At 44.4% G+C, this 13,734-nt stretch carries 13 protein-coding genes; all 13 read right to left on the bottom strand.

Features of this window, described 5'->3' with window-relative positions:
• Positions 1-266: 266 nt before the first annotated feature.
• Positions 267-1,199 carry a cytochrome-c oxidase, cbb3-type subunit III gene (gene ccoP, locus ACN0V2_RS00910; protein WP_417548906.1) on the bottom strand — a complete coding sequence of 311 codons (933 nt, stop codon included), beginning with the start codon at positions 1,197-1,199 and terminating at the stop codon, positions 267-269.
• On the bottom strand, positions 1,192-1,359 hold the full coding sequence (locus tag ACN0V2_RS00905) for a cbb3-type cytochrome c oxidase subunit 3 (protein WP_417548958.1): 168 nt from the start codon (positions 1,357-1,359) through the stop codon (positions 1,192-1,194). The genes ccoP and ACN0V2_RS00905 overlap by 8 nt, the downstream gene beginning before the upstream one ends.
• 34 nt (positions 1,360-1,393) lie before the next feature.
• On the bottom strand, positions 1,394-2,071 hold the full coding sequence (gene ccoO, locus ACN0V2_RS00900) for a cytochrome-c oxidase, cbb3-type subunit II (RefSeq protein WP_417548905.1): 678 nt from the start codon (positions 2,069-2,071) through the stop codon (positions 1,394-1,396).
• A 10-nt stretch (positions 2,072-2,081) separates the two neighbouring features.
• Positions 2,082-3,503 carry a cytochrome-c oxidase, cbb3-type subunit I gene (gene ccoN / locus ACN0V2_RS00895; RefSeq protein ID WP_417548904.1) on the bottom strand — a complete coding sequence of 474 codons (1,422 nt, stop codon included), beginning with the start codon at positions 3,501-3,503 and terminating at the stop codon, positions 2,082-2,084.
• Between the two features lie 396 nt (positions 3,504-3,899).
• Positions 3,900-4,286, bottom strand: a complete 387-nt coding sequence (locus tag ACN0V2_RS00890) for an MTH938/NDUFAF3 family protein (RefSeq protein ID WP_417548903.1) — start codon at positions 4,284-4,286, stop codon at positions 3,900-3,902.
• A gap of 5 nt (positions 4,287-4,291) precedes the next feature.
• Positions 4,292-4,582 (bottom strand): integration host factor subunit beta, encoded by a 291-nt coding sequence (locus tag ACN0V2_RS00885; protein ID WP_069296502.1) that lies wholly within the window; start codon positions 4,580-4,582, stop codon positions 4,292-4,294.
• Between the two features lie 112 nt (positions 4,583-4,694).
• Complete coding sequence (rpsA, locus tag ACN0V2_RS00880) at positions 4,695-6,368, bottom strand: 30S ribosomal protein S1 (protein ID WP_417548902.1); 1,674 nt, start codon at positions 6,366-6,368, stop codon at positions 4,695-4,697.
• A gap of 109 nt (positions 6,369-6,477) precedes the next feature.
• Entirely contained in the window at positions 6,478-7,140 is a 663-nt protein-coding gene (gene cmk, locus ACN0V2_RS00875) for a (d)CMP kinase (protein WP_417548901.1), read from the bottom strand.
• Positions 7,133-8,452, bottom strand: a complete 1,320-nt coding sequence (aroA, locus tag ACN0V2_RS00870) for a 3-phosphoshikimate 1-carboxyvinyltransferase (RefSeq protein WP_417548900.1) — start codon at positions 8,450-8,452, stop codon at positions 7,133-7,135. Before aroA ends, cmk begins: the two co-directional genes overlap by 8 nt.
• A gap of 17 nt (positions 8,453-8,469) precedes the next feature.
• Entirely contained in the window at positions 8,470-9,357 is an 888-nt protein-coding gene (locus ACN0V2_RS00865; protein ID WP_417548899.1) for a prephenate dehydrogenase, read from the bottom strand.
• Positions 9,354-10,451 carry a histidinol-phosphate transaminase gene (hisC, locus tag ACN0V2_RS00860; RefSeq protein WP_417548898.1) on the bottom strand — a complete coding sequence of 366 codons (1,098 nt, stop codon included), beginning with the start codon at positions 10,449-10,451 and terminating at the stop codon, positions 9,354-9,356. Before hisC ends, ACN0V2_RS00865 begins: the two co-directional genes overlap by 4 nt.
• Positions 10,448-10,915, bottom strand: coding sequence for a signal peptidase II (gene lspA, locus ACN0V2_RS00855; protein ID WP_417548897.1), 468 nt, complete (start codon positions 10,913-10,915; stop codon positions 10,448-10,450). Before lspA ends, hisC begins: the two co-directional genes overlap by 4 nt.
• Before the next feature lie 11 nt (positions 10,916-10,926).
• Positions 10,927-13,680, bottom strand: a complete 2,754-nt coding sequence (gene ileS, locus ACN0V2_RS00850) for an isoleucine--tRNA ligase (protein ID WP_417548896.1) — start codon at positions 13,678-13,680, stop codon at positions 10,927-10,929.
• Positions 13,681-13,734 lie beyond the last annotated feature (54 nt).

Below are 13,734 nucleotides of genomic sequence, written 5' to 3'. Positions count from 1 at the left end.
ATTGTAACATGCTTGCGCACATAAGCATTTACTGATTTAGCTTTTTACGTATAAAAAAGGCCGACAGAATCGGCCTTTTTAATCATTTAGCATTCGGTTAATTATCGCTGGAACTGTCTTCCATGTTTTTGATCACTTTGTAAGCAATAACGGCAATAACAACAATTGTCAAAACCACACTTACAATAGCACCAATTGCAACTGCATCTAATCCCATATTAATCTCCCAATCTAAACCAACTTACTCACCGTTAGGTGGTTTTTATTTATTGACCTCCACCTAGCTGATGCACATAAATTGACAGCTTTTTAATTTCGGTTTCTGAAAGACGCTCGGTTTCATCACCTTCATAATATTCTTCTGGATCATCGCCATACTCTTCTGCTTCTAACCGAACAGCAAGTTTTTCATTCCAAGAAGGCATCACCGCGACCCGAGTTTTAGGATCATTCGCAGCATTTACACCATGCAGAATGGTATGTCGGATTTCATCAGGCTCGCCAGAAAAGCGCCAAACTCTATCTGAGAGATTAGCCGATCCTAATTGCTGAATACCTTTAGCATCAGCACCGTGGCAAGCAACACAACCTTTTTCGTTGTACAGTTTCCATTGTGCTTCAGTGGCTTCGCCGGTTGAATTGCTGACAACAAACTCCACCAAACCATCAACTTCTTCTTCGGTTAATAATTCGGCATGTGCAGGCATCATGCCTTGACGGCCTTTAGCCAGGGTTTCAATGATTTTATTAACTGTGCCACCATATAACCAATCATCATCAGCAAGAATTGGATAACCAGAACCTGGTTGAGGGTAACCGCCAACACCATGACAGGCTGCACAGTTATCACCGTAAAGTACTTTACTCGACCCTACTGCGTAGCGTAATAACTCATCATCTTCGAGAATCTCTTCAGCTGACATGGCAGCAATGCGATCTTCAAATGGCGCACGCTTTTCCTCTATTTTTGCCATATCTTCTTTGTATTCTTTAATTTGAGTCCATTCTAAAAGACCCTTTGTATTTCCAGTCACCAGAGGCAGTGATGGATATAAAATAAAGTAAACCAATACTATTAACCCACTGAGGTATAGGGCTATCGTCCACCAGCGTGGTGGTGGATTGGTTAATTCTCTGATGCCATCCCATTCATGACCTGTATCGGGACAGTCATGCGGATCTTTATTGTTATCAGCCATCTTTTTTCTCCGAATTTATATCGTCATCTCTTAGTGGCAAGTCTCGATGCGATTCAAGCTTTTCTTTATTTTTAGGACGTAAGGCCCAGAAATACATACCAAACATTAGTAAGAAAATTATGACCGTTAGTATCGTACCTACCCAATCACTTACGGTCATCGCAGACCAATTTGTCTCGAAGTAAGACAAAAAATCACTCACGATAATCTCTGCCTGGTTCAAATTGAATCATCGTGCCGAGCACTTGCAGATATGCAACCAAAGCTTGCATTTCCGTTTTACCCTCTACAGCTTCAGCTGCACCCAGAATCTCTTCATCACTGTATGGCACGCCCAGAACTTTCATAGCTTTTAGTCGTTTCTCCATACCTTCTCCATCGATGGTAGATTTATCTAACCAAGGATAACGAGGCATTACAGACTCAGGCACAACAGAGCGCGGATCACGTAAATGTTGGATATGCCAAGCATCAGAATATTTGCCACCTACACGAGCTAAATCAGGACCCGTACGTTTTGAACCCCATTGAAATGGGTGATCGTATTTAGATTCCACTGCTAATGAATAATGACCATAGCGATCTTTTTCATCACGGAACGGACGTACCATTTGTGAATGGCACAGATAACATCCCTCACGTTGATAAATATCACGTCCTGCAAGCTCTAAAGCAGTGTATGGGCGGACACCTTGCAACTCTTCATATTCAGGATATACATCATCCTCAAATGTATTTTCGAGATAAAACAATGGCACAATTTCAACGATACCACCGACAGAGACTACTAAAGCTGTTGCCAGAACTAAACCCCAGACATTTTGCTCTACCCATTCTTGAAAACTAATGCGTTTATTAGATTTTTTAGCCATGCTGATACCCTCAAATATTCGCTGCAGTTGCCATTTCGGCAGACGGTTTTGCAATCGCTTGGCGAATAGTCACTGTTACGTTAAATAGCATGACAACCGCACCCAGGAAGAAAATCAGTCCACCAATTGCGCGCATCGCGTAGTAAGGATGCATTTGAGCCACTGATTCAACAAAGGTATAGGCTAAATTGCCGTATTCATCATAAGCGCGCCACATTAAACCTTGCATAATGCCGGATACCCACATTGCTGTGATGTAAATTGCAGTACCAATAGTCGCCATCCAGAAATGCAGGTTAACCAGCTTGACCGAGTAGATTTTTGTAGCCCACATGCGTTCTACCATGTGATACAAGGCACCTATCGAAACCATCGCTACCCAGCCCAGAGCACCGGAGTGAACATGACCGATGGTCCAGTCAGTGTAATGTGACAATGCATTAACGGTTTTCGAAGCCATAACTGGACCTTCGAAAGTTGACATCGCATAGAACGCTAAAGAAACAATAAGGAAACGTAAGATATAGTCAGTACGTAATTTGTCCCACGCACCACTCAATGTAAACATACCATTCAATGCTCCACCCCAAGAAGGAATAATCATCGCTAATGAAATGGCTGCACCTAATGAACCGGTCCAATCGGGCAATGCTGTGTATTGAAGATGATGAGCACCCAACCACACATAACCAAATACTAACGCCCAGAAATGGATAACAGATAAACGATAAGAATAAACAGGGCGGTTTGCCTGTTTAGGGACAAAGTAATACATGATGCCAAGGAATCCCGCCGTCAGGAAGAAACCAACAGCATTATGACCCCACCACCATTGAATCATCGCATCCTGAACACCAGAGAAAATGGAGTAAGATTTCCACATACTGACCGGAATAGACAGACTGTTTACGACATGGAGATAGGTGATCATGATCATCATTGCCAGGAAGAACCAGTTGGCAACATAGATGTGAGAGACCTTGCGGACAGATAAGGTCATGATGAAATTGAACATGTAACTAATCCAGACTACTGCAATCAAAATATCCAGCGGCCATTCCAGCTCAGCATATTCTTTTGATTGAGTTAAGCCTAAAGGCAGTGTGATGATGGCGCCAAGGATAATCAGGTTCCAACCCCAGAAGGTGAACCATGCCAGTTTATCACTCCATAATCTGACACCAGATGTACGTTGAACAACATAAAATGCCGTTGCCATTAATGTTGAACCACCAAACGCAAAAATAACTGTATTAGTATGCAATGGACGTAAACGACCAAAACTAATATAGGGATTATCAAAATTTAGATCTGGCCAGGCTAACTGTGATGCAATAAATACACCCATACCTGTTCCGGCAACCAAATAGACGCACGCCATATAGGCGAACCATTTGACTACTTCAAAGTTGTACTGTTGTTTCGCCTGCATAGCGATCACACCTTCTCTCTCATGAAAATTCTTTCACTGCTTCTTCTAATAATTTTCAGAAACAGAACCCAATTTCATACTGACTAACAATCAAGCCCAGTGAATTTTACCGCAAAACAACTATGATGATGATTTCAAATCCGTGATCCAGATCAATTTTGCTGACTTTGCTGAGTCTCTTGCCACAGTTTTCTGATTCAGTTAAGTCTTTTCCCTACTTAACTTTACCCAAACTAGGAGAATTTTCCTGACTTCAATAGTCGTGGTCAAGTTTTAGCATTTGAAGCATTTCAGTAATGGCTAATAAGTAACCTAAAAACAAGCATTTAAACCTTAACTTTAATACGGGTATTTACCCTCTCAACTGCCTGGCGAAGCGTTTCATCCGCACCAACTCTAAAAGTAAATCAGTACGATTGGTTTTCTACCCTCATTTAATAGCAAATTGTAGGTACGACAGGCAGCACCAAGCGACATGGTTTCCAATGCAATACCATATTCAGCAAATCGGGCAGTAGTTTGTAATATTTGGGAAGTTATACCTTCGTCATTCACCATAATGACAACGTCGGCATTAAAAGATTTGATTTGTTCAACAGCAGAAATGCTTTGTTTTTCAATAAAACTATTAAGTTCTAGCGCATCAAATACGCCTTCAGGGGAAATTACGCAGTTATACGTAATATTTTGTGGTGTTTTATTTGGAGCTTGAATCAGTAGAAAGCCGTCGCTATAACTTTTTATTACAAGAGCGTCAGTAACGGCTTCCTGACTAATTTTCATTTTTATTAAAAACCAGCGGCATTATTCACGCGATCACGTAATTCTTTTCCGGGTTTAAAGTGTGGTACATATTTTTCATCAAGTTTAACGGATTCACCACTTTTTGGATTACGTCCAACTCTAGGTGGACGATGATGTAAGGTGAAACTACCAAACCCTCTGATTTCGATACGGTCACCACGTGACAGACAATCACTCATCTGTTCGAGAATTAACTTTACCGCTAGTTCAACGTCTCGGTAATTTAATAGAGATTGTTTTTCGGATAGTATTTCTATCAAATCAGACTTGGTCATAATTTCCTAGATTCCCGGCAGTAGACTTTTGGTTATGCCTTAACGCTAAGGCAGCTGTATAACAAGAAAATAAGCACCCGGCTTTAACACCGGATGCTTATCAATGATCAGATTAACTGTCTTTCTGATTCATTTGTTCTTTCAGCAAATCACCTAAAGTGGTATTGCCGGAACTAACATTACTGTACTCTTTCACCGCTTCGGATTCTTCTTGATCATCCTTAGCTTTAATGGACAGAGTCAGCGTGCGATCCTTGCGAGACATTCCAGTAAATTTAGCTTCAACTTCATCACCGATATTCAGTACTTTGCTCGCATCTTCAATGCGTTCACGTGAAATATCAGCAACACGAACATAACCCTCAACGCCTTCAGCTAACTCGATAGTTGCACCTTTAGCATCAACTGCAGTGACTTTACCGGTCACAACAGTGCCACGTGGGTGTTCAGACAAATAGGCAGAGAAAGGATCGTCCTGCAATTGTTTGATACCAAGTGAAATGCGTTCACGTTCAGGGTCGATTGCCAATACAACTGCTTCGACATCATCGCCTTTTTTGAAGTCACGAATTAATTCTTCGTTTTCTTCTTCCCAAGAGATATCTGACAAGTGAATCAGGCCGTCAATGCCGCCATCTAAGCCAATGAAGATACCAAAATCAGTGATTGATTTGATAGCACCGCTAACTTTATCACCTTTGTTATGAGTCATTGAGAACTCTTCCCAAGGGTTAGTCTGGCACTGTTTGATACCTAATGAGATACGACGACGTTCAGCGTCAATATCCAGAACCATAACTTCAACTTCATCACCCAAAGTAACCAATTTAGAAGGGTGAACGTTTTTGTTGGTCCAGTCCATTTCAGACATGTGAACCAAACCTTCAACACCATCTTCGATTTCAACAAAGCAACCGTAGTCAGCGATATTAGTGACTTTACCCTGGATGCGAGTGCTGTTTGGATAACGACGTGCGATATCTTTCCATGGATCGTCGCCCAACTGTTTCAGGCCTAACGATACACGTTCACGTTCTTTATCAAATTTCAGAACTTGTACATCGATTTCGTCACCGATTGCGACAACTTCTGAAGGATGTTTAACACGTTTCCAAGCCATATCAGTGATATGCAACAGACCATCAATACCACCGAGGTCAACAAACGCGCCGTAATCTGTCAGGTTCTTAACGATACCTTTAACAACTTTGCCTTCTTCCAATGTTTCCAGAAGGGCTTCACGTTCAACACTGTTTTCTGCTTCCATAATGGCACGGCGAGAAACAACGATATTATTGCGTGGGCGATCCAGCTTAATCAGTTTGAACTCAAGCTCTTTGCCTTCGAGGTGTGAAGTATCACGAATAGGACGCACATCAACCAGTGAACCTGGCAGGAATGCACGGATGTTTTCCAGATCAACCGTAAAACCACCTTTAACTTTTCCAGAGATAATCCCCAGAACCGTTTCATTGGCTTCAAATGCGTGTTCCAATCTGATCCATGCTTCAGCCGCTTTGGCTTTTTCACGTGATAATTGTGTTGCACCAAATCCATCTTCAAGTGTTTCCAGAGAAACATCGACCAAATCACCAACAGAAACGGTGATTTCACCTTTTTCGTTCATGAATTCGGCAACTGGAATAGCGCCTTCAGATTTCAGACCTGCGTTAACCATAACAACATCAGGACCCACATTGACTACCGTACCGGTAACAATTTTGCCTGGTTGCATTGGGGTTGCGTTTAGACTCTCTTCAAAGAGATCAGCAAAGCTTTCGCTCATTATAAATATCCTTGATCCTGTATAGATAACAGAATCGCCCGTTAGACCTGCAAATGCAGGAAATTAACAAAAAACTTAACTGGAACACCCAGCTAAGTACCCTAATAAATCAGCCGATTAATGCACTGACTTTTTCTAAAACAGCTTCGATACCGAGTTGTGTTGAATCAAGAATAACGGCATCATCGGCAGGCCGCAGTGGCGCTACTTCACGTTGCGTATCTCGCTCATCTCGTTCAGATATTTCAGCTACGAGATCGGAAAGGTTACTATCAATTCCTTTCTCTTTCAACTGCTTATATCGTCTCTCCGCCCGAACCTCGGCACTGGCTGTTAAAAAGACTTTAAATGCCGCGTCAGGAAACACTACTGTTCCCATATCGCGGCCATCAGTGACTAAACCAGGTGGCTGACGAAAGTCACGTTGTCTTTGCAATAACGCTGCACGTACCGCGGGAAATGCGGCAACTTTTGATGCGGCATTGCCAGCTTGTTCTGAACGAATCAATAATGAAACATCTTCATCTTGCAGTATTACCTGCAACTGTCCGTTGTTTAATAAAAACCGTACATCCAAGTGCTCGGCTAATTCAGCAAGCGCCTTTTCATCGGTTAAATCAGTGTGATGCTTAAGAGCGGCTTGTGCCAAAACACGGTAAATAGCCCCACTATCCAGATAATGCCAGCCCAACCGTTGTGCCATCTGCTGGGCTAAAGTCCCCTTACCCGAACCGCTTGGGCCATCAATCGTCAAAACCGGTATATCAGACATCGAAGGCATCAATCTGTAAACCGCTATTAGTCGCTAATTCGACAAAGTTGGGAAATGAGGTGGAGACATTGGCACAATCATTAATCTGAATCGCGCCACCAGCTTGTAATGCGGCCATGGCAAAGGACATAGCAATGCGATGATCGCCATGACTATCTACTTCGCCGCTACCGATTACCCCCCCCTCGATAATCATGCCGTCCGCTGTTGGCTGAGCATCAATTCCTAGTGTTTTTAAACCATCAGCCATCACCTGAATACGATCACTTTCTTTAACACGTAATTCTTCTGCACCGGTTAGTATCGTGCGCCCTTCGGCACAAGCCGCGGCAATAAATATTGCCGGAAACTCATCAATGGCCAGCGGTACTTGGTCTTGCGGAATCTCAATTCCAGTCAATGGCGCATAACGAATCCGAATATCGGCAACCGGCTCACCACCAGTCAAAGTTTCATTACTCAAACTAATATCCGCGCCCATTTGACGTAAAATGTTGATCACACCAATTCGGGTTGGGTTTATACCAACATGTTGCAGCGTGATATCCGAACATGGTGCAATCACGGCCCCCACCATAAAGAATGTGGCCGAAGAAATATCTCCAGGCACATCAATATTGGTTGCAGTTAATTTGCCGCCACCCTCAATACTGATTCGGTTACCTTGAACTTCAACTGGATATCCCATGCCCTGCAGCATACGTTCAGTGTGATCCCGTGTCGGCGCTGGTTCGGTCACACTAGTCGTGCCTTCAGCATACATGCCGGCCAGCAACAGACATGATTTCACCTGAGCACTGGCCATAGGCAAGTCATATTCAATTGCATTTAATTTATTGCCGCCATGAATAGTCAAAGGAGGTTTGCCATCGGCACTATCAATCTTTGCACCCATCAATGCCAGAGGATCGGTTACCCGGCGCATTGGTCGCACTGATAATGATTTATCACCGGTCATGGTCACATCAAATGACTGACCTGAAAGTAAGCCACTTAATAATCGAATCGACGTTCCAGAGTTACCAACATACACATCCTTTTCGGGTGCGCGCAGCCCATGCATGCCAACACCATGAACAGTGACTTTACCTTCGACCGGGCCTTCAATGTTAACACCCATTGCACGAAAAGCCGCCAATGTTGCCAGTGCATCTTCACCTTCTAGAAAACCGGTAACCTCGGTGATGCCTTCTGCCAAAGAACCCAGCATGATTGAACGGTGAGAGATGGATTTATCTCCGGGCACACGAAAACTGCCTGTTAGTTGACCACCGGCCTGCACCACAAATTTACGATCTTGTTGCCCGCTCACGCTATTGTTCACTCCCACTAAACTTCACTGTTATCTTTCAGACTTGGATCGGCAAAACGGCTATCTCTAGCGCGTTTGGCCCGTCCAAAAACATCAATAAGATAGTCACCATCATCCTCGCGGATAGCCTGTTCAATCTGATCCAGGCCGCTCCGATATTGCTGTAATAATTCTAGAATCGCGTTGCGATTTCCCAAACAAATGTCACGCCACATCACCGCATCACTAGAAGCAATACGGGAAAAGTCACGGAAGCCGCCAGCGGCATAACGCAATACTTCATCACAGTCTTCACGTCGCGCTAACATACCCACCAGATTAAAAGCTAAAACATGCGGTAAATGACTGGTGGCGGCCAGCACCACGTCATGATGTTCAACCTCCATATCAAAAACATCTGCACCGGTTTGCTGCCACATTTGACGTACTTGCTCGAGCGCGTTTTTGTCTGTTTCGGCCACTGGGGTTAATACCACGCGATGCTGCTGATATAGCTCAGCAAACGCTGCTGATGGCCCGCTCTTCTCAGTACCGGCAATCGGATGCCCTGGTACAAAGCGGTCAAACTTATGGCCTAAAGCCTGACGAGCTGCATCTACGATTTGCTGTTTGGCACTGCCACCATCGGTAACAATCGCCTGGGGTTTAAGATGGGCCGCGATTTGTTCAAACACCGCCTGCATCGCACCCATCGGCACCGCCACAAAAACCATATCGGCATCCGTCACGGCCTCAGCCAGTGACTCTGCTGCATTATCAATAATGCCTAAAGCCAAAGCTTCATCACGCGCAGCCTGTGAACGTGAATAACCTGTGACCTGTTCAACCAGTCCAGCTTTTTTTAGCGCAAGTGATAGAGAACCGCCAATTAGTCCAACACCAATAATAGCTAGATGCTTAATCATTTAGCCTCAGACAAACTGTTTGCTAGTGCATCAAGGCAGCGCTGGTTTTCGTGTTCCAGGCCAATGCTTATACGCAAATGATTAGGTAAACCATAGCCTGCAACCGGTCTGACAATAACGCCTTGTTGCAGCAGCTTTTCATAAATTTCAGCGGCATTGGTTTTCACATCAACACAGATAAAATTGGCTTTTGAAGGAATGTACTTCAATCCCATCGCCTCAAAGCCGTCGATATACTGCTGCATACCCTCGGCATTCACTTGCTTAGCACGTTGCAGATAATCTCCATCGCCAAGAGCAGCAATCGCAGCACACATTGCCAAGTGATTAACATTAAACGGCTGACGCAGACGATTTAACAAATCTGCAATCTCGGGGCTAGACAAAGCAAAACCTACCCGTAAACCAGCCAAGCCATAGGCTTTAGAAAAGGTGCGACAAATAATCAGATTGGGAAATTCAGCTAACCAATTAATGCTGTTTACTTCTTCATCGCCATATTCAACATAGGCTTCATCCAGAACCACAATCACGTTATCTGGTACGGCTTGTAAGAAGGCATGAATTTCTTGTGCAGGTATATAAGTGCCGGTGGGATTATTCGGGTTGGCAATAAAAATCAGCTTGGTATTCGCGGTAATCGCTTGCTGCATGGCCGCTAAATCATGACCATAATCTATCGCCGGCACTTCTACTAATTTGGCACCAATCGCCTGCGAGACTAAGGAATACACCGCAAAAGCGTGCTGTGCAAACATGACTTCGTCAGTAGGCGATGCAAAACAGCGTGCTATAAGCTCCAGCACATCATTAGAGCCATTCCCCAACGTAATCTGCTTGGCATCAACCGTAAACTTTTCGGATAAAGCCAATTTTAATGAATAGCCATTTCCATCTGGATAACGGGTTAAATCGCGTGTTGCCAAAGCAATTGCAGCTTGCGCTGCTTGCGATGGTCCTATGGGGCTTTCATTCGACGCCAGTTTAATAACATCTCTTATGCCGTATTGTCGTTGCAATTCTTCTATCGGTTTTCCCGGCACATAAGGCTGCAAACCGGCAATACTATCTACCGCTAAATCACACAGATTCATTTTTGCTCCGCAGGTTTTCTAAAACTATCCAAGATCAGTAACACTGCGCCGACACAAATGGCGGCATCAGCGATATTAAATGCAGGCCAGTGATAACTACCAAAATAGACATCAATAAAATCGACGACATAACCATACATACAGCGATCGATAACGTTACCCATCGCACCACCGATAATCAGAGATATCGCAATGGCTTCTAGCTTGGCCTGTGACTTCAGTCGAGACAACCAGATAATTAATACAACCGAAACAGTGACCGCCAAACCGATAAAAAACCAGCGTTGCCAGCCACCCGCACCTGCCAGAAAACTAAAAGCCGCACCACTGTTATGGGCTAGCGTGAAATTGAAATAAGGAATGACAGCGACGGTTTCATAGAGATCCAACCAGTTCGACATAACCACTTTCGTCAATTGATCCAAAGCAATGATCAACGCACTTACCCATAACCACTTCAGCATAATATTTAGCCTCAAGCAAAATGGCGGGTTTCGCCATCACCATCTACGTTTTCAACACAGCGACCACAAAGTTCAGGGTGGTTGGCGTGACTTCCCACATCATCAGTCTGGTGCCAACATCGCTCGCAACGTGCATTTGCAGAAGCATTAATTTCAACTGCTAGACCAGTCAAAATAGTATTGATTGCTGTCGCAGGTTTATCGACCATTGCAAAACGCTTGGCAGACGAAGTGATCAAGACAAACTTCAACTCATCACCAACTTTATTTAAAACTTCTAGCAATTTATCTTCTGCATACAGATTGACTTCAGCAGTTAAACCACCTTTGACTTCACCCTGATTACGTTTATTTTCAAGCTCTTTAGCAACAGCGTCACGCACGGCAAATAATTGCTGCCAATCTGCTACTGACAAATCACTATCCACAGCTAATGGCTGCAGAGATTGGTACCAGGTGTTCAACAACACCGACGCATTACGCTCGCCCGGAATAAACTCCCAAAGTTCATCAGCAGTGAAACTGAGAATTGGCGCAATCCAGCGGGTTAACGCTTCCAGAATATGGTACATCGCCGTTTGTGATGAACGACGTCCAAGGCTGTCTGTCGGCATCGTGTATTGCCGATCTTTAGTGATATCTAAATAGGCGCTGCCCAACTCATTAGCACAGAAGTTATGTACTTTCTGGTAAATCAGATGGAACTGGTAGCTTTCATATGCCGCGAGGATTTCCAGCTGTAAATGATAAGCACGATCCAGTACCCAGCGGTCCAGTGGTAACAATTCATCGATAGTAACCAGATTGGTTGCTGGATCAAAATCATTCAGATTTGATAACAGATATCTCGCGGTATTACGGATACGACGATAAGAGTCAGCTGTGCGTTTCAGAATTTCATCTGAAACCGTCATTTCAGCACTGTAGTCAGTTGCAGCCACCCAAAGACGAATAATATCGGCACCCAGGTTATTCACCACTTTTTGCGGTGAAACCGTATTGCCCTTGGATTTGGACATTTTCTTGCCTTCGGCATCTACGGTAAAACCGTGAGTCAGAACGGCTTTATAGGGTGCTTTACCGGTGGTGGCAACCGAGGTCAATAAAGATGACTGGAACCAGCCACGATGCTGATCACTACCTTCAAGATACAGATCAGCAGGACGCTGCAAATCATCACGACGGGTTAACACGCAGGCATGCGACACACCGGAATCAAACCAGACATCCAGGGTATCGGTGACTTTGTAATAATTTTCCGCATCTGTACCTATCAGATCGCTGGCATCCATATCAAACCAGGCATCGATACCGTTTTGTTCAACAGCTAAGGCAACTTTTTCGATTAAAGCCTGTGAATCAGGATGCAATTCCCCGCTTTGTTGATGCACAAATAATGGGATAGGCACACCCCAGGTCCGCTGACGGGAGATACACCAATCCGGCCGACCTGACACCATATTTTCAATTCGTTTTTGGCCCCAATCCGGCATCCACTTGGTTGCAGAAATCGCCTGCATCGCCTGTTCTCGTAAGCCATTTTGATCCATGCTGACAAACCACTGAGGCGTAGCGCGAAAAATGATCGGTGTTTTATGTCGCCAGCAATGCGGATAGCTGTGACGGATATCCACGTAACAAAGCAATGCCGCTTTTTCTTTTAATAATTCAATCACCTGCGGGTTAGCTTTAAATACCGATTCACCGGCAAACACCGGGGTATCAGGTAAAAACACGCCATTACCACCCACAGGATTATCAACTTCCAGTTTATATTTTAGACCAACGATATAGTCATCCTGACCATGACCAGGCGCAGTATGCACGGCACCTGTTCCGGCATCTGTGGTGACATGGTCACCCAGAATAACCGGTACTTTGCGATCATAAAACGGGTGTTGCAGCATTAAACCTTCAAGTGCAGCGCCCTTACAACGGGCAATCACTTCACCGGTTAATTGGTAACGTTCCAGGGCTTTTTCATAAAGTGCCTCTGCCAACACCAAACGCTCATCAGCACATTGCACCACGACATAATCTAAATCTGGATGCAGACAAACGGCCTGATTGGCAGGCAGCGTCCAAGGTGTAGTAGTCCAGATGGCAATATTAACGGGGCCATTGCCACTATTGGGACAAGCTTTATCAAACGCAGCAACATCGACCAGTTGAAAACGCACATCAATCGCTGGTGAGGTTTTATCTTCGTATTCAACTTCGGCTTCGGCTAAAGCAGATCCGCAATCCACACACCAATGCACAGGCTTGACGCCTTTGTGCAGATGGCCATTTTCAATGATTTCGCCCAAAGTGCGGATGATGTCAGCTTCAAACTGAAAATCCATAGTGAGATAAGGATTATCCCAATCAGCCAATACACCCAGACGTTTGAAATCTTCACGCTGACCATCAACCTGCTTGGCCGCATAGTCACGACAAGCCTGACGAAACTCCGCTGGACTGACTTTAACGCCCGGTTTGCCAACTTTTTTCTCGACATTTAATTCGATCGGCAGACCATGGCAGTCCCAGCCGGGAACATAAGGTGTGTCAAAGCCACTAAGCGTTTTGGACTTGAGAATAATATCTTTAAGAATTTTATTGACGGCATGACCAATATGAATATCGCCATTGGCATATGGAGGGCCATCGTGCAGAATGAATTTCGGTTTACCTTGATTGTTTTTCCGCAACTGCCGGTAAAGATCTTGCTCCTGCCAACGCTTTAAAATCACAGGTTCGCGAGTAGGCAGTCCCGCTTTCATCGGAAACTCAGTCGCAGGAAGATTTAAAGTGTGCTTGTAGTCGGCCACAAAACG

It is taken from the genome of Methylophaga sp. (assembly GCF_048266885.1).
Classification (GTDB): domain Bacteria; phylum Pseudomonadota; class Gammaproteobacteria; order Nitrosococcales; family Methylophagaceae; genus Methylophaga.
Note: the sequence above shows the minus strand (reverse complement) of the source record. Positions and strands in the feature narration are given on the sequence as shown.

Coding starts and splice junctions, on each gene's coding strand:
- ccoP (WP_417548906.1), bottom strand. CDS start 1,199: ATGGCTGATAACAATAAAGATCCGCATGACTGTCCCGATACAGGTCAT.
- ACN0V2_RS00905 (WP_417548958.1), bottom strand. CDS start 1,359: ATGACCGTAAGTGATTGGGTAGGTACGATACTAACGGTCATAATTTTC.
- ccoO (WP_417548905.1), bottom strand. CDS start 2,071: ATGGCTAAAAAATCTAATAAACGCATTAGTTTTCAAGAATGGGTAGAG.
- ccoN (WP_417548904.1), bottom strand. CDS start 3,503: ATGCAGGCGAAACAACAGTACAACTTTGAAGTAGTCAAATGGTTCGCC.
- ACN0V2_RS00890 (WP_417548903.1), bottom strand. CDS start 4,286: ATGAAAATTAGTCAGGAAGCCGTTACTGACGCTCTTGTAATAAAAAGT.
- ACN0V2_RS00885 (WP_069296502.1), bottom strand. CDS start 4,582: ATGACCAAGTCTGATTTGATAGAAATACTATCCGAAAAACAATCTCTA.
- rpsA (WP_417548902.1), bottom strand. CDS start 6,368: ATGAGCGAAAGCTTTGCTGATCTCTTTGAAGAGAGTCTAAACGCAACC.
- cmk (WP_417548901.1), bottom strand. CDS start 7,140: ATGTCTGATATACCGGTTTTGACGATTGATGGCCCAAGCGGTTCGGGT.
- ACN0V2_RS00865 (WP_417548899.1), bottom strand. CDS start 9,357: ATGATTAAGCATCTAGCTATTATTGGTGTTGGACTAATTGGCGGTTCT.
- hisC (WP_417548898.1), bottom strand. CDS start 10,451: ATGAATCTGTGTGATTTAGCGGTAGATAGTATTGCCGGTTTGCAGCCT.
- lspA (WP_417548897.1), bottom strand. CDS start 10,915: ATGCTGAAGTGGTTATGGGTAAGTGCGTTGATCATTGCTTTGGATCAA.
- ileS (WP_417548896.1), bottom strand. CDS start 13,680: ATGAAAGCGGGACTGCCTACTCGCGAACCTGTGATTTTAAAGCGTTGG.